We start from the raw sequence: 24,548 nt of genomic DNA on the forward strand, positions 1-24,548 counted from the left end.
GTCCTCCCGGAAGTTCAGTCCTGGGGACGTGGCTCTCGGGTCACTCAGAGCAACCTACGGCAGCTCTTCCAACATGAGCAGGGACTGGCCACGACTCCGGCCGAAGTAGTTGGTGCCACAAGTCGTTCCGTCCAGTTGTCGGGTCGAAGACCAGACAGCGAATGTATGCGGCCCCGGAGCCAGATTTCTCACCAAGCACACATGATTGACAGGGTGGTGATGATTTTGGGCAGCACCACCTGCATTGTAAGCATACTGCCCATTGCTGCAAGCAACAGGCTGATTATCTACATACAACTGAAAGTAACCCCATCGACCATTGCAACCAGAGGCTGCCCGAAACGTATCCGAATAGGTTACCCGCAAAGTCTTTCCACTTAAACTCACAGTATGACTCAACCACCGGCCCCCTACTCCAGACCAATCTCCTCCCAATTCACCACTTGGCCCATAGGCAGTACTGTAGGAGACATTCTGATTAATTACCTCCTCGACCATCAGAAGCGGAGAAGATCGACTCCAGCCCAGACGGGCCCCTCCACCACTATCTGCGCGAAGCCACACACTAAACTCATGCACTCCAACAGGAACATTGGGAAGCACGCAAGTCATGACAAATGGATTGTAAAAGTCCCCACCTGTTCCTTGTGCATCGTATTGTCCGGTGTAACAATTTGTGTCGATACCGTCCAACCTGACCATAACCGTGCCCGAGCCACCGTCCTGATTATAGCCTGTTCTGAGCGTATCCGCGAGAGTCACCTTGAGTAACGTCCCCTGGATTTGCTTCGTGAAGGAAACCGAGCGACCAGGAACTCTTTGGAACGACGCGCTCGCAGTGGAGAAGTCTCCTCCCGTATTGGAGTAACCATAGTTGCTAGTGGACTGAACCTCCTCGACAATAAGAAGAGGCTGGGACGCGCCATGGCCGACCATGGCCTGACCAATATCCCCATATGCCCAGGTGTCGAACTCATACAATCCTGCCGGAAGGCTCTCCGTGAGACAAACGGTTGAGAAGGGGAAATGATAATCATTTGCCCAGCCAGAAGTGTTCGCGCTGTATTGCGCCTGATGACAGGCGGGAGTCATCCTGCCGCCATTCATTCGCACCTCATAGCGCCCATAGCCACCGTTGACATATTGTCCTGTCATAAAGTTGTCCGAAACGGTGATCTTCAGTCTGGATGCGGAGTTCGTCTTGAAGATGGTGGTTTTTCGACCCGTCGGGATCCAAACCCCCACAGGAGTCAGTCCTGACTCAATGCCCGTCAGGGACGATGCGGCCCAATTGCTCGGGTACGGGGGCACGGAGGAGCAGACGAACTGGGTCTGCACCACTTCATCTACCTCCAGCGTGCCATTGCCGTTGTTGTCGATGCCATTGCGCACCTTGGTGCCACCGTAGGTGCAGTTCACGCCGGTAGGCTCGGGGTCCAGCCGCAAGAGGACCTGGGTTCCCTCGACCGCCTCGGTGTGGATGGCGCCATGGCAGGAAGAGGAGGTCTGCGTCACCTCCGCGTCATCCAGCGTGCCATCGCCATTCACATCCGCGCCGGACTCGACGGTCGTGCCGCCCGCCGCGCACTGCTCTCCCGGAAGCACCTCGCTCCAGCGGAACAGGACCTTGGCTTGGGCTTCCTCCGGCGCCACCGGGGCTTTCTCAGCCACCTCCGGCTCGGAGCCCGAACCACACGCCATGGCCAGCACTCCCAGGACACATCCCCAACTCCGCACCCAACTCGGCATGCTCCACCCTCCCCTGCGACTGCCCTCCAGGGCAGCCCATTGATTCGGGGAGGAATGTGTAGGTCCGTGTACTGCGAGTGTAGGCCTTTTACCTGACAATCCGAGGATTCCCGCCTCCTCGGCTCCCCCAGGTCCAGGCAGTCACTCCTGCATGTATGGTGCGACGCGGAGCCGTTCCCGGAGGTACGTCCTGTCCGAGTCCCGCAGCCAGTTCCTCGAGAAGATGCTGGATCGTCTGTATGCCGCCCTCGCATCGGGCCCGAGCATCAACTGCCGCCCTCACAACAGCCGCCAGCGCGTGGACCTCACGCTGCTCAGCCGGTTGGACGGCACGCCTCCCCAGACGGTGCTGGCTGGACTTCTCGGCTCGAAGGGCTCGGTGAAGCTCTCCTTTCGTGCCCCCGCGGTGGAGACAGAGGCCGAAGACGCGCCCTCGGAGGACGCTCCATCCGCGACGGAGCCAGATGAGCCCGACGAGGGCAAGGTCACGATGACGCTCACCTTCCGCGCCCCGCCGGCGGCGAAGGCGGAGCCCGAGCCTCCCTCGAAGAAGAAGGACGACGAGCGGCAGGCCCTGCTGCGCAAGCTGGGCGCCATCACCGAGGACGCGCGGACCTTCGAGCAGGACACCGGCGCCCAGGTACTCCATGTGGGCTATCCCCTGCTGCACCTGCCCTCGGACTCGAAAGACAAGAAGGGCTTCGCGGGGACCCGGCGCATCCTCGCCCCCATCGCCTTCATCCCCGTGCGTCTGATCCTCAAGAAGGGCCGCACTCCCGGCGTGGAGCTGGAGTCCGTGGGTCAGGGCGTGGACCGCGTCCTGCCCAACACCGCCCTGCTCGCCTGGGTCGAGCGGCAGACCGGCAAGCGCCTCGGCGATCTGTTCGCCGATGAGGAGGGGCAGGATCCGTGGCGGGAAATCAACGAGCTGACGGCCTCCGTGTGCAAGGCCCTGGAGATGTCCCCTCCCGCGGCCTTCACGTCCGAGACGCCCCTCGCGCCCACGCCCCGGACCGATGACGACGCCCCCGCGTCGATCCTGCCGTGCGCCGTGCTCGGCCTCTATCCCCTGTCCAACCAGAGCCTCGTGGACGACATGCGCGCCCTCGTGGACGGCGAGCCGATCCAGGGTCCGCTCGAGAGCTTCCTGCGCGTGGGCGTCTCGCTCGGCGCGGGGAACGCGACCTCGAAGGACGGCGGCCAGCGCCCCTGGCGCGCGAACGAGGATCGGCTCGTCTCGCTCGCGGATCCCTGCCAGGCCCGCGCGGTCCGGCTCGCGCGCAGCAGCCGGGGACTCGTGGTGCACGGGCCTCCCGGGACGGGGAAGTCGCAGACCATCGCCAATGCCATTGGAGATCACCTGGCGCGGGGCGAGCGCGTCCTGCTCGTCTGTGACAAGCGCACCGCGTTGGACGTGGTGAAGCACCGCCTGGATCACCTCGGCCTCGGGGCCCTGTGCGCCGTGGTGCATGACGCGCAGCGCGACCAGCGCGACCTGTACATGGGCATTCGCGAACAGCTCGATCAACTGCCCGAGGCGCGGGGAAATCCTCCCGCTCCGGCGGAACTCGCCCGGGTGGATGCCGAGCTGCAATCCCTTCGTGACGAGCTGTCCGCCAACGAGCGCGCCCTCTCCGAGCGGCCCTCGGGAGGCACCGAGCCCTCCTTCCACGAGCTGGTGGGCGAGTGGTTCGCCCAGTCCACCGAGGCCTCGTGGGAGCCCGCGACCCAGGGGCTTGGGTCCTCGCGCCTGGCCGCGACACGTCCCTACGAACGGGAAGTGCGCGAGGCATTGGAGCGCGCCACGAAGGAGGGCTACCCGGACAACCCCTGGCGCACCGCCCTGGGCACCCACCTCGAGGAGTACCTGTCCACGCCGCTCGCCACGTACCGCGACCGGATGGCATCCCTCGTGGAGGCCGCGCGCGAGACGGATGCCCTCGCCTCTCCCGACATTCCGCCCTTCTCGACCACGGGAGACGTGGCGGCCGAGGGGCGGGCCCGGGCGGAGTTCGCCGACGCGTTGGAGCGGGTGTCCCAGGAGGCCCGGCCCGAGTGGTTGACGCGCTGGGCCTCGGCGACACCCGAGGCACGCCAGAGCGCGAAGACGCAGCTCTCGGCCATGTCACCCCACATCCAGGTGTTGAACGAAGGGCCCCTGGACACGGAACTGGCGCTGGTGCACCGCTCGGAGCCCCAGGGGTTGAGCGTCCTGGGCCAGTGGCTGGCGTTCCTCGCGGCCTGGTTGCAGGTGGCGCGCAAGTGGTACCGCTTCTTCCTGTTCGGCCGGAAGGCCAAGGCCGCGGAGGTGCTCAAGCGCTTCGGGCTCACCCCTGGCGCCGAGGCCACGGAGCGCGCCTCCCGCTTCCTGACGGGCGTGCGCGCGCGGCTGCTGCTCACGGAATTCCAGCACTCGGTCCTCTCGGCCGGCGCCAACACGTCCCTTCCGGACGAGGAACTGACCCGGGCGCTGCGCGGCCATGCGGCGCTCTTCGAGGTGCTGCCGCGCCTGGATGAGCCCGTGCTCGCCTCGTGCCGGCAGGCGGTGCTCGAGGCCCTGCGGGGAGACGCGGAGGCCCGGACGCGGCTGTTCTCGGGCTTGCGCCAGTCGGCCGCGCGAGGACAGGCCGTGGCCGACCTGGAGACGCGCCTGCGGGAGACCGGCCTCTTCTCGTCGGCGTGGCTCGAGGCGCGGAGGCAGGCCTTGCGCGCGGGGGAGACGGCCCATCCGCTCCTCGCCTCGCTCGCCGCGCGGGTGTCCAGCGTGGAAGGACTGCTGCGGCTCCAGGCGCTGGTGAAGGGATTGCCTCCGGCGCTCGGGGTGGCCACGGAGAAGCTGGCCCTGGCTGGAGCGAACGCGGAGCAGGGCTGGAGCGCGGTGCGCAAGGCGGTGCTGGCCGGAGAGGTGTCCGCGCGGGTGAAGGAGAATCCCCGGCTCCAGCACATCGACGCGGATCGCATCCGCGCGAGCCATGCACGCCATCAGGTGCTGGAGAACCGCAAGAGGGAGCTCGTGCGCGACGTCATCCGCCACCGGTGGACGGAGCGACAGCGCGAGCGGCTGCTGGCGGCCACCGGTGGCCGGCTCAATGGGCTGGGCGCGGAGTTGCGCCGGCGCCTGCTCCTGAGGGGCGAGCGGGCGCTGCGGGTGCGTCAGGTCGTCGCCGCGGGCGCGAACGTGGAGGGAGGAGATCCGCTCTTCGACATGCGGCCGGTATGGATGGCGAGTCCCCAGACGGTGGCGCAGATCTTCCCCCGCCGGGAGTTCTTCGACGTGGTCATCTTCGACGAGTCCTCCCAGTGCCGGCTGGAGGAAGCCCTGCCGGTGCTGACGCGGGCGCGGCGAGTGGTCATCGCGGGAGATCCCAAGCAGTTGCCACCCACCCGCTTCTTCGAATCCGCCGTCTCCCAGAGCCAGGAGGAGCTGGACACCGAGAGCGAGCAGGGCCTCTTCGAGGATCAGCAATCCGAGGTCGAGGATCTGCTCGGAGCGGCGCTGAACCTGGAGATCGATCAGTGCTACCTGGACGTGCACTACCGCTCCCAGCACGAGGGATTGATCGGCTTCAGCAACGAGCACTTCTATGACTCGCGGCTCCAGGCGGTTCCCGGGCATCCGTCCAACCGGGCGGTGCATGCGCCCTTGCGGCTGCTCCACGCGGGGGGAATCAACGAGAAGCGGGCCAACCGGGTGGAGGCGCGCGCGGTGGGCGCACTGGTGAAGGAGCTGCTGTCCCAACCGGAGCCTCCGTCCATTGGCGTGGCGTGCTTCAACCTGACGCAGCGGGACGCCATCACCGACGTGCTCGACGAGATGGCGGCGGCGGACGCGGACTTCGCGGCGAAGCTGGCGGTGGCGAGGACGCGGCGGGGCGCGGGCTCGTTCGAGGGGCTGTTCGTGAAGAACCTGGAGAACGTCCAGGGCGACGAGCGCGATCACATCATCATCAGCACCACGTACGGGCCCGACGCGAAGGGCCGCTTCTACCGGCGCTTCGGTCCCCTGGGGAGCGCGGGAGGCGGCCGGCGGCTCAACGTCCTGGTGACGCGGGCGCGGCAGATGGTGCACCTGGTGACGTCCATTCCGCGTGACGTCTACTCGGCCCTTCCCCCCGTGGAGAGTGGAAAGAAGCCCAATGGGGGCTGGCTCCTCTTCGCCTACCTCCAGTACGCCGAGAAGCTCGCCGAGGCCCATGCGCGTGAATCCGAGCGGACCGACGAGACGCGCGAGCACCCGGAGCCGGAGGTGAACGAGTGGCGGACGGAGACGGGCTCGGTGTTCGCGCGAGCGTTGGCGGAAGAACTCGCGCGCACACGGGGCGTGTCCTCGGACGTGTACTGGGGCAACGAGGGCTTCTGCGTGGACGTGGCCCTGCGGCATCCGCGCCGCGTGGGCGACGTGACGGTGGGCGTGATGTGCGATGGCTCGCGCTACCCCAAGGCCGCGGATCCGGTGGAGTGGGACTTGTTCCGCACGGCGCTGTTGGAGGGCCAGGGGTGGAAGCTGGTGCGGCTGTGGACGCCGCAGTTCTTCCGGGATCCCCACAGCGCCCAGGAGGCCGTGCTCCAGGCGGCGAGCGAGGAGATCGCGCGTCAGCCCCCGGTGGCGACGATGACCGCCCTGCCAGGAGGCGACCGCCGCGTCATCAACTGAGCGGGGGCGTCAGGGGGTCGCCTGGGCCTTGGCCACGGGGTTGCGGCCCCCGACGAACCCCATCACGCCCTGGGCGATGGCCTCGGCCACCTCGTCCTGGTACGTCTCCGAGGCGAGGCGCTTCTCCTCCTCGGCGTGCGACAGGAAGGACGTCTCCACGAGGATGGCCGGCATCTTGGCGCCCAGGAGCACGTAGAACAGCGCTTCCTTGGTGCCCAGGTTCTTCACGCCCGAGTAGTTGGCCGACAGGTGGCTCACGAGGCTCTTCTGCACCTGGGTGGCCAGGCGCGTGGACTCGGAGGTGTTGGCCTTGGTGGCCAGGTCCGCGAGGATGAACTGCAGGTCGCTGATGCCCTTCTCCGAGGTGGAGTTCTCGCGCGCCGCCAGCCGGATGGAGTAGCGGTCCGCCGAGGTGTTGAGCGTATACGTCTCGATGCCGTGCAGCTTCGAGCTCGCCGCCGCGTTGCAGTGGATGGAGATGAACAAGTCACCCCGGGCCTCGTTGGCCAGCACGGAACGCTCCTCCAGCTTCAGGTAGCGATCCTCGTCGCGCGTGAGCAACACCTCCATGCCCTGCTCGCGCAGGTGCCGCGCGAGCTTGCGGGAGATCGCCAGCGTCACGTCCTTCTCCCGGGTGCCCTTGCGGCCGATGGCGCCCGTGTCGTGCCCGCCGTGCCCCGCGTCGATGACGACCCGGCGCACCTTGAGCCCCAACTGCTCCGCGAGCGTCAGCTCCGCGCTGCCCGACACCTTGGCCGCCGCCTTGAGCCGCGCCTGGGCCATGTGCTCGTCCACGGGTGCGGTGACGGGCTTGTTCGCCGCCAACACCTCGGCTGGCGCGGGCTTCGGCTCGGGCGTCACCTCCACCGGCTTCTCTTCCACCGACTTCACCTCGGCGACCTTCGCCTCCGCCACCGGCTTCGTCTCCACCGGAGTGGGCTCGGCGGCCGGCGTCTCGCGCGTGGCGGGCTCGCGCCCCTGCTGGCTGATGGCGTCGAGCAGCGGCGAGGTGCCACCTCCCGCTGGAGCAGCAGCGACCTGGGGGGCGGCGGGCTCGGAGGGTACGGGCTTGCTCAGCTCGACGCGGATGACGGGCGGGGCCGACGCCACGACGGGAGCGGGCGTGGGCGCCGGAGGTTTGGCACGCACCGGCGCGGGAGCGGGCGCCTTGGGCAACGAGGCCAGGAGCGACTTGAGCTCGGGCACACGGTCACCCTTGGGATTGGCCGAGAGGATGTGGGTGATGACACGGCGCGCGGCCTCGGGCTGATCCATCCGCTCGAAGTAGATGCGCGCGAGCATCTCCGCGGCGTCATCCGCGAGCCGGTGGCGCGAGTGGGACTCCACCACGCGGGTGTAGTCGGCGATGGCGGCCTGCTGATCCTCGGGGACGAAGGAGATGCGGCTGAGCGAGCTGAGCAGCTCCGCGGCGGTATAGAGGGCATCCGGAGCGCGCGGGCTCTTGGGGTAGTGCTGGGCCACGGCCTCGAACTTACGGGCCACGTTGAGCCAGTTGTGGCGCAGCTTGCGCCGCGCGGCGTCGTCCTTGAGCACGTAGTAGGACTTGCGCGCGTCCTGATAGGCGGCCTCGGCGGGGTCCTGCTTCGCCTGGGCGGAGAGCGGCAACAGCACGGCCAGTAGCGGAGCGAGGTGGGAGCGAATGGACACGGGTCCTCCGGGCGAGGGCGAGGGCTACAGACGTGTGTCACGGCACCCCACCCCCAGCAAATTTTCACCCGGCCCGGAGGGTATGGTGGCGCTCAGCGGACCCAGCCCAGACGGCGTGCCAGTTCCTCATCGAGGACGCGGGCCTGGCCCGGCAGGGACGACAGCACCGCCGCCAGGACCTTCTCTCCGTTGCGCACCGGGGCGCGGCGGGGGCCCAGACGCGCACGCACCGTGTGTTTCTGGTCCTGCTTGAAGTAGGTGGCGGGAAAGAACGCCTCCCGGTTCGATTCCGGCAGGGGCCCCTCGGGCGTGAGCCACACGAGCATTCCCTTGCGCAGGGGGTCCAGCTCCGCGCGCAACGTGCGCTTGAGCTCCCAGAAGAAGAGGCCCACGGCGATGAGCGCGCCAATGCCAACCCCCCACGGCACGAACTCCAGGGCCTGGGCACGCTCACGCACATAGCCCGCCTCCCGGGGCCGATCCGGAGCATGGGGGTCCACCAGCAGGAAGACGCGAGCCCCCCGGCCCAGACCCTCGGCGTATTCGGCGCGCGTGCGCACTCCGGCGGCCGAGTACTGGACCTTCCCCAGGGTATAGACGACCTCCAGCCGGGCCTCGGCGCCCTCGCGCTCGTCCCTGGAAGGCAGGGTCATGGCCATGAGCTGGCCATCCACCGGCTCGGCGCGCGCGAGGAAGGTCCGCTCCTCCACCACGAAGCGGCCCAGGGCCCAGACACCCACCCCGACCACCGCCATCAGCCCGAGCCCCAGCAGCACCACCCGGACGAGCCGTGCGACAGCACCGGGAACACGCGTGAGGGGAACCTGACGGGGAGCCTGGGGAATGGCGAGCTGCATGGCCCCGGTATACAGCACTTCCTCCCGGCGATCCGTGGGATGACGAGGCGTGTCGAGACGATTCCCGGGCGGAACTTCCCCCCTGGCGGAGATGGCGGGTGGAGGGGCCCGCATCCTATACAGCTCTTGCACCAGCGCCCGGGACGAGGCGCGGATAGAGCGTGGTGACGATGCAGGGGCGGGAGCAATCATGGCTGAAACCGGGTGAGTCGCTGTTGCGCCGGCTGGACGTCTTCCTGTCGCCCGCGCTGCGGCGCAACCCCCCCGAGGAGCTGGGCCGCATGCGGCTGCTCATCCTCATCGCCCTCGTGCTGATGTTGCTCTCGCTGATGACGCTGATGGTCGTGCCCATCAGTCCCCAACCGTGGATCCACGGTCCGGTCTCGATCTTCTCGCTGGTGATGAATTCGTTCGCCTTGTGGCTGCTGCGCCGGCGCTCCACGCATGAGGTCTCGGCGATGCTCGTCTGTTCGATCATCGCCGTCACGCTGGTGTTCACCTTCTCCGCCAGCCAATGGCCCTACTCCGCCTCGCATGCGGCAACCATGTTCTTGCCCGCGCTGTCCGTCTACCTGGTCGGCCCGCGCCCGGGCTTCTTCATCACCCTGCCCGTCGCCCTGTTCATCGCCTTCGTCCACCCGCTGCGCTTCACGGTATTCGGGGACATGCCCCGCCCCCAGGCCGTGCAATTGTGGATGCTCGACACGTCCGCCGCCTTCTGCATGCTGGGCATCTGGGTGGTGAGCTGGTTGCACAGCTCGGCCCGGACCCAGGCGAACCTGGCGCGAGAGCAGGCGCTGCGCACGCTGCGCGAGAGCGAGCTCGAGCTGCACAATCTCATCGAGAACACCGACGACCAGGTGTGCTCGCTCGATCTGGAGGGACGGCTCATCGTCGCCAACTCGGCGATGCGCAAGGCCTTCCAGGTCCGGAGCGGCCGCGAGCCCGTGTCCGGGGAGACCCTCTTCGCCCCGGGCACCCGGCAGCATGAGGGAATCCTCCAGCTCATGGCGCGCGCGCTGGGCGGGCAGAGCGTGCGCATCGAGGACACCTTCGTCCATGACACCGGCCAGCGGGAAACGGTGGAGATCTCCTTCAAGCCCTTCTTCGACCAGGGCGGCCGGCCGGTGGGCGTCACGCTCTTCGGCCGGGACGTCACCAAGCACAAGGAGGCCGAGAGCAAGCTCACCGAGGTGCACCGCACCCTGTTGGACGTGTCACGCAAGGCGGGCATGGCCGAGGTGATCACGGGGCTGTTGCACAACGTGGGCAACACGCTCAACAGCATCAATGTCTCCGTGAGCCTCGTCACCGAGCGTCTGCGCGTCTCCCGTGTGAGCGGGCTGCTGCGCGCCACGGAGCTGCTGCACGCGCACCGGGGCTCGCTCGGGGAGTTCCTGGACAAGGATCCCCGGGGCCAACAGCTTCCCTCCTACCTCGTCGCCGTCTCCCGGCAGCTCGTCGAGGAGCAGCAGGCGCTGCTGGCCGAGCAACGCACGCTCTCCGATGCGCTGGAGCACGTGAACTCCATCATCAGCATGCAGCAGCAGCACGCGCGCGTATCCGCTCCGGTGGAGTGGGTGTCGGTGAACCAGCTCATCGACGACGCCCTGCGCCTGCATGCGGTGTCCCTCGAGCGCTCGGGGGTGGAGCTCCACCGCGAGTACGCCGAGCTGCCGCCGGTCATGCTGGACCGGCACAGGCTGCTGCAGATCGTGCTCAACCTGCTGAGCAACGCGCGCCATGCGCTGCTCGACCATCCCCGCGCCGACAAGCGGCTCACCGTGCGCATCGCCCCCGCCCCCGAGGATCGGCTGCGCATCCAGGTGATGGACAATGGCCAGGGCATCTCCCCGGAGCACCTGTCGCGCATCTTCACCCAGGGCTTCACCACCAAGAAGGATGGCCATGGCTTCGGGCTGCACACCAGCGCCCTGGCCGCCATTGAAATGGGCGGCGGCCTCACCTGCGACAGCCCCGGCCCAGGCCAGGGCGCCACCTTCACCATCGATCTCCCGCTCCATCCCCCCACGACCTCCTAGAATCCGCGTGATGGCGTCCTCTTCCCTTCTGGCCCTCGTCTTGACCACGCTCACCGCCCAGGCAACCCCTCCCCCGGATTTCGACGCAGCGGCCGCGGCCCGTTTCGCGGAGCTCGCGCTCGGGTGCGTCCACCGCGAATATCCGAACAAGATCGCGCACGTCATGAGCGGTGACGCGGACGCGCGCCCTCCCCGGGAGCTGACCCCCTCCTTCTATGGTTGCTATGACTGGCACTCCTCCGTCCACGGCCACTGGCTCCTGGTGAGGCTGGCGCGGCGCTACCCGGAGGCGCCCTTCGCCTCGCGCGCCCGGGTCGCGGTGGCCCGGAGCCTGACGCCCGCGAACATCGAGGCGGAGGCGCGCTACCTGGGTGCTCCGGGTCGCGTGTCCTTCGAGCGCCCCTATGGACTCGCGTGGTTGCTGCAACTGGCCATGGAGCTGCGGGAGTGGGACGATCCCCAGGCACGCGAGTGGTCCACCACGCTGCGCCCCCTGGAGACCCTCGCCGCCCAGCGCCTGCGCGAATGGCTTCCCAAGCTCTCGCGTCCCATCCGCGAGGGCGAGCATGACCAGACGGCCTTCGCCTTCGGACTCGTGCTGGACTGGGCGCGGGGGGCTGGAGACACGGGAATGGAAACCCTGCTCGTCGAGCGGGTGGAGGCCTTCTACGGAAAGGATCGCCGGGGTCCGCTCGCATATGAGCCCTCGGGGCAGGACTTCCTCTCGCCCTGCCTGGGCGAGGCCGATCTGATGCGGCGCGTCCTTCCCCCCGCGCGCTTCGCCACCTGGCTGCGCGACTTCCTGCCGGACATCCCCGTCAAGGGCCAGGCCCCCTGGCTGGAGCCGGCCGTGGTCACGGATCCGAGCGATCCCAAGCTCGCGCACCTGGATGGGCTGAACTTGAGCCGGGCGTGGATGCTGGAGGGAATCCTCTCGGGCCTGCCCCCGACGGACAAGCGCCGCCGGGCGCTCCAGGAGACGGCCAGGCGTCACCGCGAGGCGGGCCTCCAGGCGGTGACGGGGGCCCATTATGAGGGGGGGCACTGGCTGGGCAGCTTCGCGGTGTACCTGGTGACGGGCAGGGGCCTGAACCAGCCCTGAGCGCCCTTCCCCGCCCGCTTGCCCGCCATGGAAACGCGGGCCGGTGATAACTTGCGTGGACATGAAGCGTCTTGTCCTCGGTCTGTGCGGGCTGCTCGTTCTTGGCGCCCTGGCGTTGGGTGGTGCGTACATCTGGGCGGAGCAGGGAATCCGGCGTGCCGTGGCCCCTCCGGGCGCGCCTCCGGTGGAGTTCGCCGTGGTCAAGGGCACCACGGGCAAGGCCCTTGGGCCGCAACTCGTCCTGCGCGGGTTGATCAGCGACGCCCGGCTCTGGAGATGGCACCTGCGCCGCCGTGGCGCCTTCGCCCCCAAGGCGGGCCGCCACCTGGTGAGCCCGTCCATGACGATGAGCGAAATCTCCGCCGCGCTCGAGTCGCCGCCGCTCCCGGATGACGTGCCCTTCGTCGTCATCGAGGGCTGGCGCCTGCGCGACACCGACGAGGCGCTCGCCGCCGCGAAGCTCATCAAACCAGGCGCCTACCTGGAAGCCGCCAGCCACCCGGAACGCTTCACCGCGCCCTTTCCGCTGCCGAAGGGAACGCTGGAGGGTTACCTCTACCCGGAGACCTATGGCGTCATCCCGGGGGAGTTCGACGTGGAAGACCTCGTCCAGCGGCAGTTGAACACCTTCGCCGAGCGCTTCTACCTGCCTCGCAAGGAAGCGCTGTCACGCGCCGGGCGCAGCCTGCATGACGTGGTGGTGATGGCGTCGATGCTGGAGCGCGAGGAGCCCCTGCCCACCCAGCGCGCCGTGGTGTCGGGCATCCTCTGGAAGCGCATCGACAAGGGCTTCCCGCTGGGCGTGGACGCCACCTCCCGGTATGAGCTGGAGGAGTGGAATGACCGCAAGGCCTTCCTCAAGCGCCTGCGCGACACCTCGGACCCCTGGAACACGCGTCACCGCAAGGGTCTACCGCCCGGCCCCATTGGCTCTCCCACGGTGGCGTCGCTCGAGGCCGCGCTCGAGCCCCAGGCGAACGAGTTCTGGTACTACCTCCATGACGCCCAGAGGCGGCTGCATCCCTCTCGCAACGCCGAGGAACACGAAGCACTGCGCCGCAAGTACAACGTGTACTGACACTTGCGGTGCAGGTGGATATCCTCCCTGTCACGGAGCCCTGTTAAACTCAGGCCCCTCACCGCATTCGAGCGCCATGACCTCCCGCACTGAAAACCTGAATGTCGTCGGCATCGACCGTATGTCCACTCCCGCGGAGATCAAGGCGCGCGTGCCGATGACCGACCGCGCGGCCGAGTCCGTGCTCTCCGGGCGCCGAGCGCTGATGGACATCCTGGACCGCAAGGATCCACGCCTGTTCGTCATCGTCGGGCCCTGCTCCATCCATGATCCCGTGGCGGGTCTGGACTACGCGCGCCGGTTGCGCGCGCTCGCCGATGAGGTCCGCGAGACCCTCTGCGTGGTGATGCGGGTGTATTTCGAGAAGCCGCGCACCTCCACCGGCTGGAAGGGCTTCATCAACGATCCACGCATGGACGACTCCTTCCACATCGAGGAAGGCATGGAGCGTGGCCGCCGCTTCCTGAGGGACGTGGCGGAGCTGGGCCTGCCCGCCGCCACCGAGGCGCTCGATCCCATCGCACCGCAGTACTACGGCGATCTCGTCTCGTGGACGGCGATCGGGGCGCGCACGGCGGAATCCCAGACCCACCGGGAGATGGCCTCGGGCCTGTCGACGCCGGTGGGCTTCAAGAACAGCACCGACGGCTCCCTGGATGCGGCGGTCAACGGCATCCTCTCCGCCTCGCACTCGCACAGCTTCCTGGGCCTGAACGAGAATGGCGTGTCGTCGATCATCCGCACCCGGGGCAACTCGCACGGGCACCTGGTGCTGCGCGGGGGCGGCGGACGGCCCAACTACGACACCGTGTCGATCACGCTCGCCGAGCAGACGCTCACCAAGGCGAAGCTGCCCACCAACGTCGTCGTCGACTGCTCCCACGCCAACTCCTACAAGAAGCCCGAGTTGCAGCCCCTGGTGATGCGCGACGTGATGCACCAGGTGCGCGAGGGCAACCGCTCGGTGGTGGGCCTGATGATCGAGAGCTTCATCGAGGCGGGCAACCAGCCCATCCCCACGGATCTCTCGAAGCTGCGCTATGGCTGCTCGGTGACGGACGCCTGTGTGGATTGGAGCACCACCGAGCAGATGTTGCGAAAAGCCCATGAGTTGCTGCGCGGCGTGGTCCCCAACCGCCGCGCGGCGTGATGGCCCGCACGCGAGTGCGCTGGCTGGTCGCTGGCGCCTTCCATCCCACGCCCACGGGCCAGCGCTTCCCGCTCACGGCGGACACCTTTGGCGAACGGCTGGCGCTCGCCACGCGCGGGTTGAGCGTCACCGTGAAGGATCGCCTCGGCGCGGGGGACGCGAGCACCTACGCGCTCCAGCTCGACGGACTGGACGCCTTCGCACTCACCTCGGTCATCGAGTCCCAGCCGGATCTGCGAGCCCTGCGCTCGTTGCATGAGGCCTTGTCGGGCACGAGGCCGCTGGCGCCCGAGGAGGCCGCCCGCCTCCAGGCCACCGTGGGCACGGGCCGGCTCGCCGAGGCGCTGCACCAGGCCCACCGCTCGTCCCCGGACGCCCGGGGCGCCGCGCTCTCCCTCCTCGAGGACGCCCTCTACTCCACCGCGAAGGACCTCCTCCAACACCCGCTCGTGGCGCGGTTGGAGTCCGCCTGGCGAGGCCTGCACTGGCTGTGGACACATTGTCCTCCCCACTCGGGCATGGACATCGAGGTGCTCGACGTCGCGCCCTCCGGACTCGAGGACGCCCTCGCCGCGAGTCTCGAGGGCCCTCCGCTCCACTGCCCCGATGCCTGCTTCCTCGTGGACGTGGACGGCGCGCCCGACACCCTGTCCCGGTGGGCCGCCCTCGGAGAGCGAGCCTCCGTGCCCATGGTGGTGGCGCTCCCCCTGTCCCTGGGGGACGAGACACGGCGGCTCGCGAGCGAGCGGGAATTCCATCTTCCGGAGGCCTGGAGCCGGCTGAGGGCCGACGAGACGTCGCGGTGGCTGTGCGCCGCCGTCAATCCCGTGGTGGTGAAGGCGGAGCGGCGAGGCGCCGTGCGGCGCGAGTGCTTCACGAGCCCCGTGTTCGCCGTGGCGGCGCTGCTGGCGGCGAGCTTTCGCGATACCCATGCCTTCGCGCGGCTCGTCGGAGCGGGCAGCGCGACGCGAGCCCCCGCGGTGTGGCGGCCCCGGGACGAGGGCGCGCCCGTGGCGACCGAGGTGGGCCTGTCCCTGCGAGAGCAGGAGCGGCTGGCCTCGCGAGGCCTCCTGGGCGTGAGTGGCTGGCCGGACTCGGACGAGGTGAACCTGGTGGCGGCCCCCACGGCGCACGCGGGCCGGGACGCGACGCCGCTCCCCGCGCAACTTCTCACCGGCCGCATCGTGCGGATGGCCCTGGAGCTGGCTGAACGGCTGCCCATCCAGACCACCCAGGAAGAGGTTTCCGCCGTCTGTACGCGGGCCGCGGAGGCCTTCCTCCCCACGGGAAACACGAAGGAAGGCTGCGAGCTACACGGGCAGGTGGTCTCCACGGGTGGGGGCGAGCGCGGCCTGCACCTGCGCGCCGTGCTGCGACCGGAGCTGGCGGGCACGCCGCTGCGGCTCGAATTCACCGTCCCTCTGCGCGGCTGAAATGAGATGATGGGGGGCGAGGCGCTGGCGCGAGCGATGGGGGTGCACCCGGTGAGTACGCCATTCCAAGAGGAACTCCGGCTGGAGTTGTCGCTCACGTCCGGAGGCCAGTCCTTCTCCATTCCCGGAGGGCAGGTGAAGCACCTGTCCGCGCGCATGGACTCCCATGGCTTCAGCGCGTCGGTCACCTTCTGGACCACGATGGAGAAGAAGGATGCCCCCCTCTTCACCGCCTTCCAGAAGCCGGATCTGATCCAGGTGCGCTTGGCGGTCACCGCGGTGCAGCCTGATCTCGAATCTCCGCCCACTCCTCTCGTGCTCCAGGGGCTCGTGCGCAGCCGCCGGCTCGTGGCGGAGACCCATGGTGCCTTGAAGGACGAAGCGCGCGTCTTCCGCCGCTACACCGTGGAGTTCGCCGACGCCGCCCAGGTGCTCTGGCGCCAGCACCGCCCCACGGAACTGCACACCGACATGTCGATGGCGGAGGTACTCGAGGCCCACAAGGCCACGCTCCAGCTCTCGCTCGACTGGGCCACGCTCAAGCGGAAACAGCCGCTCTTCTGCCTCGCGCTGGGCTCGGACGCGCCGGGCGTCAGCTTCTATGACTTCGTGCTCTGGTACGTGGACACGCACCAGGGCGTCTTCAGCTACGACAACCAGAAGGACCAGTACCTCCTGACGGACAGCAAACCCGCCTCGGGACAGGCCGCCGCGCTCAGTCCCCTGCCGGTGCACAGCGTTCGGGTCCTCGTGCCACCGCCCATCCGGCATGGGACCCGGGTTCTCAACGCCCTGGCCGAGGCCCCCACCACCGTCGCGCTCGAGCACGCCCAGGCCGTCGCGGGGGTGTCTCACGATGTGCTTCTGCGCACCCCGCTCGCCTCGCGAGCCGAGCAGCGGCAGAAACAGGAGAAGGCACGCCTCCAGGTGCGCCAGCGGCAATTCCAGGTGGCCTTCAAGCGCTTTCCTCCCATGGACGTGTTTCCCGGGGCGCTGTTGCGGATGGAGGGCTCCCTCTGGTCCGCCGGCATGACGGGGCTCGACGAGGACCTGCGGGTGCGGACGCTGGAGCTGGACGCCCACGCCGAGGACGAGGGCCAGCACGACGCGCAGAACACGCCCAGCACCAACTACCAGGCGCGCCTGAGCCTTCAACTGGAAGCCGCGTCCGAGCCGGTGGTCGCCCTGCCCGCCTACCGCGCGCCCCGCTATCCCATCCACGTCGAGGGCCTCGTCCACAGTCCGGGTGGAGAGCCCGAGGACAGGCGCTACCTCATCTCCGAGGACGAGAAGACCTCCATCCACTCCTTCCGGATGACGGTGCCCCTGTGGAACAAGACGGTGAGCGTGCTCGCCGAGCCCATTCACTTCCCGGGACAGTTCTTCTTTCCGCCCTACAAGAACACCCGCGTCCTGGTGGCGCTCCACCACGAGCGCGCCGAGCTGCTGCGCTTCGTGGACTGGAAGGAAGGTGTGCGTCCGCCCCAGGATGGCCAGGGGGATCAGATCCTGCTCGGGCAGAACAAGAAGAGCCAGACGGCGCTCACCCACGACTTCCAGGAGGACAAGCCCGTGTGGCGCATGCTGCGAACCTCGGGTGGAGACACCCAGGTCGTGCGCATGAGCGAGGGCCACCTCTTCATCCAGGTGAAGGAGAGCGAGGCCACCGCGCCCCCCACCCCCACCTATGACGTCTCGCCCCAGGTGCAGGCCGCCAAGGGAGACCTCACGGCGTCGGTGGGAGAGTCCATCGGCCTGACCTCCACCGCCTACCAGGCCGCGATGGGGACGACGCGAGCGAAGATGAAGAGCGCCCAGACGGAAACCAAGGCGGCCTTGGGCGGGGCCCGGGCGGAGGTGGGGGCCAAGGTGGCCGAGGCCAAGAGCACGCTCAAGGGTGCTTCCGCCCGACTCGACCAGGGCACGGGCCAGCTCGCGGCGGCGGCGGCGGCGGCCAAGGCCTCCTTGGAGAAACTGCGGTAACCCACGGGCGGACGGAGCACACCCATGCGGCAATTGAGCGGCAAGGTAGCGGAGCTGCGCGGAGAACTGGAGTCCTTCCACTCGGGCATGACGGCCCAGGTGTCGGCCCTGCGTACCGGCGTGGACGGCCTGTCGGGCAAGCTCGTGGCGGCCCTCGCCACCCTGCGTCCCGAGGTGGAGGGCGTGGGCCAGGAGCTCGCGGCGAAGATCGATTCCCTGGACGCCGAACTGGCGAGTCTGGAGCCCTGAGTGAAGGCCCTGTGGACCCAGTTCGACAAGGTGGCGGCGGAAGTGCTCGCCCTGCGCGCGAAGCTCGAAGTCCCCGCCGGCAAGGTGCGCACCACGGTGGCTTCGCTGGAGCCCGCCGTGTCCTCGCGCTGCGTGGCCCTGGAGCAGCAGGTGAAGGGCAAGCAGCAGTCCTTCTCCCAGCAGCTCGAATCGCTCACCCAGGACGTGGAGTCGCGCTGCGAGGCGCTCCTGGACGAGGGCATCGCCGCGTTCAACAAGCGCAAGGAGGACCTGAAGGCCCAGCTCACCGCCGCCGAGAAGAAGCTCCAGGCGGAGCTGGAACAGGTGCGCGCCCGGGTGGAGCAGGAGGTGAAGAAGGCCCAGGCGCCCCTCCTGGAGCTGGAGAAACAGTACGAGGCGGACCACCAACGGCTCAAGGCCAAGGCCCAACAGAATCCGAAGGACGCGGCGCTCCAGGCCCACGAGGAGCAGGCCCTGGAGGAACTGCGCAAGCTCCGGGCCCGGATGGACGAGGAGATGCTCCGGCTGCGGCTGCCGGAGAAGCAACTGCAAGAGCAGCTCCAGAAGGCCCAGGCCCAGGCGGACGAACAGCTCCAGAAGCTGGAATCACAGCTCGCCGCGCGCGAGCAGCAACTGCGGGAGTTGCTCAAGCAGGTGGGCACGCAGGCGGTGCAGCAGATCCAGGGCGCCAGCGCGAAGCTCACCGCCGCGACGGATCAAGTGTTCGGCAAGACGGCGAAGATGCGGGAGACCGTGGGCGGAGAATCCCAGAAGCTGCTCGGCGCGCTCGACGCGGCGCTCGTGCCGCCCTCGAAGACCCTGCAGGGGCTGCACGACGAAATCAAATCCACGGGCGAAACCTCCAAGGCCGCGGCCCGTGAACGCATCGCCCAGCTGCGCGCGGGGCTCGCCCCGGTGAAGACCCAGATGGAAGGCGCCACCCAGGCGGTGAGCGACACCCTCCAGACGCTGGAGACCACCGTCGGCACCACGCTCGAAAAGGGCGGCGAGAGTCTCAACCAGGCGCTCGATCTGCTGGAGCAGACGCTGGGCATGCCGGTGCGCACGCTGGTGGGACAGCTCGAGGCCGTGGAGAAGCTCATCACCCAGGTGCAGGAGCAGATCGACACGCTCATCACCCAGGGCGTGGGCGCCGTGGATGCCTTGATGAAGACGGCACTGCTGACCGTCGAGTCCATCCAGAATCCCGTGCGCCAGACGATCGACTCCACCTTCGCCGTGCTCGACAGCCTCATGGAGACGGTGGCGCAACTGGAGAAGCAGCTCATGGCGGTCTTCACCGCCCTGCCCGAGAAGCTCGAGCAGCTCCAGACGCTCTTCAAGAACCTGGTGGGCACCCTGGAGTCCCTGCTGGCCAAGGCCGTGCAGATGTTGGACGCCATTCCCGCGTCGGATCTGCCCAAGGCCCTGGTGAACCCGGCCATGGCGGCCATCGACAACGTGGTGAAGCAGATCTCCACCCAGCTGGGCACGCTCACCCAGCAGGTGAGCCAGCAGATGACCGCCGTGCAGGATCAGCTCATCTCCCAGGTGGAGCAGATCCAGGCGCAGGCCATCGAGCAGGTGAACGCGCTGAAACAGCAGCTCGTGCAGCAGATCCAGACGCTCACCCAGTCCGTGCAGAGCGGGATCGATCAGGCACTCGCGCAGCTGGAGCAGTTGGTGGCGCAGGTGACGCAGCAGATCTCGACCGCGAAGGAGCAGGTGGCCAAGCAGGTGGAGGCGCTGGAGACCCAGGTGGCCTCACGCGTGGACACGCTCAAGCAACAGGTGACGGAGCAGCTCGCGACGCTGAAGCAGACCCTAGCCGACGGAGTGAAGGCCGCGACGGATCAGGTGGAGGCGGTGGGCGAGACGGTCGACCAGCAGGTGACCACGGCCCGGGAACAGGTGAAGACCGGCCTGGAGTCGGTCCGCACCACGGTGGACACGGCGCTCGAGGAGGCCCGGAAGGCCCGCGAGCACGTCGAAACCGAGCTGACCCGGCAGGTGGAACAGGTGCTCGGCACCTTCACCCAGCGAGCGGGAGGCCTGGTGGATACGGCCTCCCAGCAGATCGACGAGATGACGGGCCGGGTGGAGGCGGCGAAGAACCAGTTGCTGGCGCCCGTGGACGCGCTCGAGGCATCGCTCCGGGACTTCAACCCCTTCGCCCCCGTGGTGGAGCAAGCACGCACCCAGGTGGGGACGGTGATGGACAATCTCCAGACCCAGGTGCGAGCGCTGGCGGGCTGAGCTACTTCTTGCCGCCGCCCAGGGGATTGGGCAGCTCCGGCAGCTTGAAGCCTTCCGGGACCGCGGGCGCCGCGGGCGCCTTCTCCTCGGACGCGGCGGGCGCCTCGTCCTCGCCCTCATCCCCCCGGGCACTCGACTCACGCAAGATGCGGCTCGTGGCCAGCTCCACGTCCACCGAGCGCGTCAGGGGCGGGCTGAGCAGCAGCTGCCAGTTGCCATCCGGCGCGGTGAAGAGGAAGGAGACCGCCACCGAGCCGGCCTTGGGCGCCTTCACCTGGAAGCGCTGGACGGTGCCTGGGTAGATGACGGACGTCTGCAACACGGTCTCGTCCGGAACGCCCACGCGGGCGGCCACCTCGGAGTACGCCTCGTTGGCGTACTGCTTGGGGTCCACCTGACGCACGAGCATGTACAGAGGCCGGCCCATGTTGGTTCCCACGGGCGATTTGATGCTCAGGCTGATCTGACTCGGTCCACAGGCACCCAACACGAGCGCCGCCAGGGCGGTGAGCCCTCCGCGCACGTTCATCGAGGCACCTCCCGGAACGGCACCCAGGGATCGCCCTTGAGGCCGAAGCCGATCTCCACTCCCCGCTTGCTCACGTTGTTCCCCTGCAGCACCAGGCTCCATTGCCTCCGTTGATCCGACGTCACCTGGGCCTCCTCGAAGAGACGGAAGCAGCTCCAGACGGAGCGGTTCCAGGGCAACGACAGGAACTTGGGATCATCGCGCGCGGGCGAGCGCAACTCCAGCACGATGGAGGACACCTGCTGATCCCACCAGCTCAACGGGAAGTCCTGCCAGGTGGGGCTCTGGTTGAAGCCGTAGGCGGTCGTCTTGCCGCACTTGAGCGAGGACATGGTGACGAAGACACCCGGCATGGGCGGGGGCGGCAGGGGCTGGGGCTGCACCTTGAGCATCAGCGGCCGAGGCCGTCCCTCGTCGTCCCAGAGCAGCTTGGACAGGCGGGACAACTGACTGAGGGTGGGCAGCAGCGACTCGGGCAGCTGCAGCTTGTCGCGCAGTGTGCCGCGCAGGCCCCACTGCGTGCCCCGCTCCGCGCACACCCGGGAGAAGACCTGATCCACGAAGTGCCAGAAGGCGCCGTCCTTGCGCCGCAGCACCTCCAGCTCGCTCGGGTCCACGTCCTCCTTCGCGGTGGGGTTGAACGGGTAGCGCGAGAGCAGCGGCCGCAGCATGCGCCCGGAGGACTCCTCCCACTGCCGCGCGAGCGTGTTCTCCAGCTCCTCCTTGCCCATCTTCTGCACGGCGAGGAAGGGCTCGAGGAAGGGCTGGCGCAGCTCGCCGGTGATGCCCTGTTGATCCAACCACGCATGGGCCTTGCGCAGATAGGAGCCCTCTTCCTCCAGCAGCATGGCGAGGGCGACCTTTTCCAACGGAGTGATCAAATCCGCGAGCTGGGTGGTCGACCCCTCCGCGGCGGGAGCCGGAGCCTCGGCGGTTTCAGCCTTGGCGGGGGCCGCGCCCGGAGCGGCCGGCTTGGCGGCGCCTGGCTGGGACGCGGAGTCCAGCTCGTCACGCATCTGCGCCACCAGGGCCTGGTAGGGCGCGAGCGCCGTGTAGAAGCCACTCTTGTCCGCCACCATCAACTGGACGACGGGCCGGAAGGGCGCCACGGCGTTGCGCAAGGGCTCGTAATAGGGCCCCTCCAGTGTCTCCAGGTTGGCGCGCTCGGACACGTCGCGCAGCATGTCCACCTGCTCCGAGGAGGGCTGGGACAGCCGCGCGAGCTCGTCGATCAGCAGCTTGCGCGAGGCGCTGAAGCGGTAGTGGCGCACGCTGTAGAAGAGGCCATCGCGGTAGCCCTGGGAGAACACGTCCACGCGCTGACGCACGTACTGGGAGCGCTTGGCGGACTCCTCCGTGGGAAGCTGGGCGTCCTTGAGCCGCTGGGTGAACTCATCCACCAGGGGCCGCAGATCCGTCTCGAACAGCGTGCGGGTGAGCACCATCTGCCCGGCGCGGATGGGGGCCTGCCCATTGAGCGTCAGCTGCCCGCGCTTGTCCTTGTCGTCGAGGATCGCCTGGAGCAGCTCCCTCGACAGCTGGGGCGGGCGGAACTCGAAGGACTGCTGCAAGAGCTCGATGCGATACGGGCCCTTGTTGCTGCCGGGCAGCCAGAGCCCATCCCGGGTGAGCAGCTCGGACGGCCCCATCTTCTCCACCGCGAGCAGGCCCGCGTAGGCGTCCTCCTCCATGCGGAGGATGCCCGCGAGCGTCTCGCGGTTGCGCTGCAGCCACGCGAGCACGTCGACCGTGGTCTCGATGCCGTGGAAGTGCCGCGTGTTGACCTGCACCTTGGAGGTGTCGAACAGGTTGAGCACGGTGGGCAGCGAGGCGTAGACGTCCAGATCGGCCAGCTGCGCCTGGAGCCTTTCCCGCTCGGCGCGGCGCAGATCCAACCGGGCGATGTCCTTGGCCTCCAGGGCCTGGCGCAGGAAGAGGAAGTGCTCCATCCAGGGCTTGAGCTGACTCTCGAACGTCAGCCGCTCCGTGAAGGGCCAGCAGGACCAGACCTCCTCGTTGGCGGACACCTGCACGGTGGCGTCCTTGCGGCACGGGGGATCGCGCTCCCAGGGCGAGTCACTGGCGAGCACATAGGTGGCGATGAGCGGCTCGCTCAGGTCGAGCGCGGAGATCCACGTGCGGTTGGACGCGACGCCGGACGGGCTCGCGCCATCGGGAGTGGGCGCGGCCGCGCGGCGCGAGGACTGGGTGTGGAGACTGGAATTGACGAAGGTGCCCAACACGTCCTTGTTGGAGGCGTGCAGGGTGGACAGGAGGTAGACCACCTGCTCGGGGCGGCAGTCCTCGGGATTCTTGCGGCAGCGCTCCAGGGCGGGCCGCAAGTGGCTCTCGCGGATGCCCGAGGCCAGGCGCTGACGCAGGGCCAGGGTCTCCTCGGGGAAACTGGTGCTCAGCGGGGGCCACCAGCGCTCGGCGCGCTTGAGGTGCAACAGCGCCTCCGCGGCCCGGTTCACCAGATCCTCCACCACCTCTCCCCTGCCCTCGATTCCCTGCTCCCTCAACTGCGAGACGGTGTCCTCGAGGCGCTGCACCTCGTCCTGGGCCTCGTCCAGCAGCACGTAGAAGTGGACATACGCGGCCAGGACGGGCAGGCAGAACACGGCGGCGATCGCCGCGGCGCGCCGCAGGTGGGTTTGCAGGTAGAGCCGGCGCAGCGCCTCGTTGGCGCTCGCCTCGGCCACCACGGAGAGCGTGCCGCTCGCGCGCGCCTCCGGCGTGAGGGAGGACAGATAGACGCGCGAGAGCCGGGGCTTGTACGAGAGCGTGTCGCCCTCGAGCAGCGCGGTGACGAAGCGGCCGAGTCCCGAGAACGAACGGCCGCCCTGCGAGTAGAAGTGCTCGAGCCGCTCGAACGCGTCCACGGGCAGCGACGTGAGGCCCAGGGCCAGGTACTGCTCCTGGCCTTGCAGCAGCGAGGACAGGCTGTCCTCCTCGCCCTGCTTGGGGATGTCGAAGGCGAGCGCCACGCCGTGCGTCTTGAGCAGCCGCGCGAAGTCCTCGAAGCCCTCCAGCCCATCCATGTGCGTGAGGCACAGGCGCGTCTCCACGGGGCCGCCGCACGCCTCGGACATGAGGTTGAGCTTGCCGCGCAGGAGCTGGGCGTAGCGCCGCTGCTCGTCGGGAGGCGTGTCGGAGAGCCAGCGCACGTCCAGGGCGATGACCGCCAGGCCCTTCTGCCGGTGGCTGAAGCAGCGCTTCCACATGCGGCGCAAGGCGGCCCGGGCGGAGAGCGTCTCATCCTCGAGCAGCGGCGCCGACACCTCTTGCACCACGCAGTCGGGCCCCAGGTAGACCTGCAGCAGCGGATCCGACGTGTAGCTGGGCAGGTACTGACGGGCCTGACGCTGCCAGTCCACGTCCAGACCGATGAGCTGGGTCTTGCCACTGCCCGCGGGGCCGAACACCACCACGGTGGGCAGGTCCACCACGGCGGCGCGATTGACCAGGGGCAGTCCGGACAGGAAGGCGCCGCGCACCCGCGACAGCCGGTGGCTGTCCATGGGCGGCGGGCCGCTCTCGGTGGCCGCGGCGGGCAGACTCCCGCCCCTTCGGCGCTTGTAGAGCTTCCAAGCGATGAACGCGACGAGTCCCACGCCCAGGGCGAGCAATACCCACGGCAAGAACGGGCTCACCGTGCCCCATATCTTATGGAGCAAGGTGACGCTGCTCTTGACCGTGTTCACTTCGGTGTTGAGCGCCTTGACCCCCGTGCTCAACGCCTGGGAGGGCTCCGCGCTCAACAGCTCCGAAACGATGATCTCTCGCGGAGACAACACG

14 protein-coding genes are annotated in these 24,548 nt (G+C 68.4%); 9 read left to right on the forward strand and 5 right to left on the reverse strand.

From position 1 onward, the window contains the following. Positions 1–54 precede the first annotated feature (54 nt). Positions 55–1,671 (reverse strand): DUF7151 family protein, encoded by a 1,617-nt coding sequence (locus MEBOL_RS41665; RefSeq protein WP_157823906.1) that lies wholly within the window; start codon positions 1,669–1,671, stop codon positions 55–57. 229 nt (positions 1,672–1,900) lie between these two features. On the opposite strand from MEBOL_RS41665, the gene MEBOL_RS43890 reads away from it, so the two are divergent. Then, complete coding sequence (locus MEBOL_RS43890; RefSeq protein WP_095981931.1) at positions 1,901–6,403, forward strand: AAA domain-containing protein; 4,503 nt, start codon at positions 1,901–1,903, stop codon at positions 6,401–6,403. Between the two features lie 9 nt (positions 6,404–6,412). On the opposite strand, the gene MEBOL_RS37685 is transcribed toward MEBOL_RS43890, so the two are convergent. Next, a complete protein-coding gene (locus tag MEBOL_RS37685; RefSeq protein ID WP_245919217.1) occupies positions 6,413–8,071 on the reverse strand; it encodes an N-acetylmuramoyl-L-alanine amidase in 1,659 nt (552 codons plus the stop codon). Between the two features lie 92 nt (positions 8,072–8,163). Continuing rightward, entirely contained in the window at positions 8,164–8,946 is a 783-nt protein-coding gene (locus MEBOL_RS37690; protein WP_245919219.1) for a DUF3592 domain-containing protein, read from the reverse strand. A gap of 152 nt (positions 8,947–9,098) precedes the next feature. On the opposite strand from MEBOL_RS37690, the gene MEBOL_RS37695 reads away from it, so the two are divergent. The 8 genes from MEBOL_RS37695 to MEBOL_RS37730 all read left to right on the forward strand — a co-directional run bounded on the left by MEBOL_RS37695 (position 9,099) and on the right by MEBOL_RS37730 (position 20,221). After that, on the forward strand, positions 9,099–10,970 hold the full coding sequence (locus MEBOL_RS37695) for a two-component system sensor histidine kinase NtrB (RefSeq protein ID WP_095981933.1): 1,872 nt from the start codon (positions 9,099–9,101) through the stop codon (positions 10,968–10,970). Between the two features lie 10 nt (positions 10,971–10,980). Then, positions 10,981–12,072 (forward strand): DUF2891 domain-containing protein, encoded by a 1,092-nt coding sequence (locus MEBOL_RS37700; RefSeq protein WP_095981934.1) that lies wholly within the window; start codon positions 10,981–10,983, stop codon positions 12,070–12,072. Positions 12,073–12,133: 61 nt separating this feature from the next. After that, the gene (gene mltG / locus MEBOL_RS37705; RefSeq protein ID WP_095981935.1) at positions 12,134–13,150 is read left to right on the forward strand and encodes an endolytic transglycosylase MltG; all 1,017 of its coding nucleotides are present in this window, start codon (positions 12,134–12,136) and stop codon (positions 13,148–13,150) included. Positions 13,151–13,226: 76 nt separating this feature from the next. After that, on the forward strand, positions 13,227–14,300 hold the full coding sequence (locus MEBOL_RS37710; RefSeq protein ID WP_095981936.1) for a 3-deoxy-7-phosphoheptulonate synthase: 1,074 nt from the start codon (positions 13,227–13,229) through the stop codon (positions 14,298–14,300). Beyond that, the gene (locus tag MEBOL_RS37715) at positions 14,300–15,733 is read left to right on the forward strand and encodes a type VI secretion system contractile sheath large subunit (protein ID WP_095983253.1); all 1,434 of its coding nucleotides are present in this window, start codon (positions 14,300–14,302) and stop codon (positions 15,731–15,733) included. The genes MEBOL_RS37710 and MEBOL_RS37715 overlap by 1 nt, the downstream gene beginning before the upstream one ends. 51 nt (positions 15,734–15,784) lie before the next feature. Continuing rightward, positions 15,785–17,716, forward strand: a complete 1,932-nt coding sequence (locus MEBOL_RS37720; protein ID WP_157823908.1) for a hypothetical protein — start codon at positions 15,785–15,787, stop codon at positions 17,714–17,716. A 24-nt stretch (positions 17,717–17,740) separates the two neighbouring features. Beyond that, on the forward strand, positions 17,741–17,965 hold the full coding sequence (locus tag MEBOL_RS37725; RefSeq protein ID WP_095981938.1) for a hypothetical protein: 225 nt from the start codon (positions 17,741–17,743) through the stop codon (positions 17,963–17,965). Next, entirely contained in the window at positions 17,966–20,221 is a 2,256-nt protein-coding gene (locus MEBOL_RS37730) for a hypothetical protein (RefSeq protein WP_095981939.1), read from the forward strand. A gap of 1 nt (position 20,222) precedes the next feature. Here the strand turns inward: MEBOL_RS37730 and MEBOL_RS37735 are convergent, their stop codons facing one another. Then, positions 20,223–20,750, reverse strand: coding sequence for a hypothetical protein (locus tag MEBOL_RS37735; RefSeq protein ID WP_095981940.1), 528 nt, complete (start codon positions 20,748–20,750; stop codon positions 20,223–20,225). Next, positions 20,747–24,547: a type VI secretion protein IcmF/TssM N-terminal domain-containing protein gene (locus tag MEBOL_RS37740; protein ID WP_095981941.1), complete on the reverse strand. Its 3,801-nt coding sequence runs from the start codon at positions 24,545–24,547 to the stop codon at positions 20,747–20,749. Before MEBOL_RS37740 ends, MEBOL_RS37735 begins: the two co-directional genes overlap by 4 nt. Position 24,548 lies beyond the last annotated feature (1 nt).

It is taken from the genome of Melittangium boletus DSM 14713, from assembly GCF_002305855.1.
Lineage (GTDB): Bacteria > Myxococcota > Myxococcia > Myxococcales > Myxococcaceae > Cystobacter > Cystobacter boletus.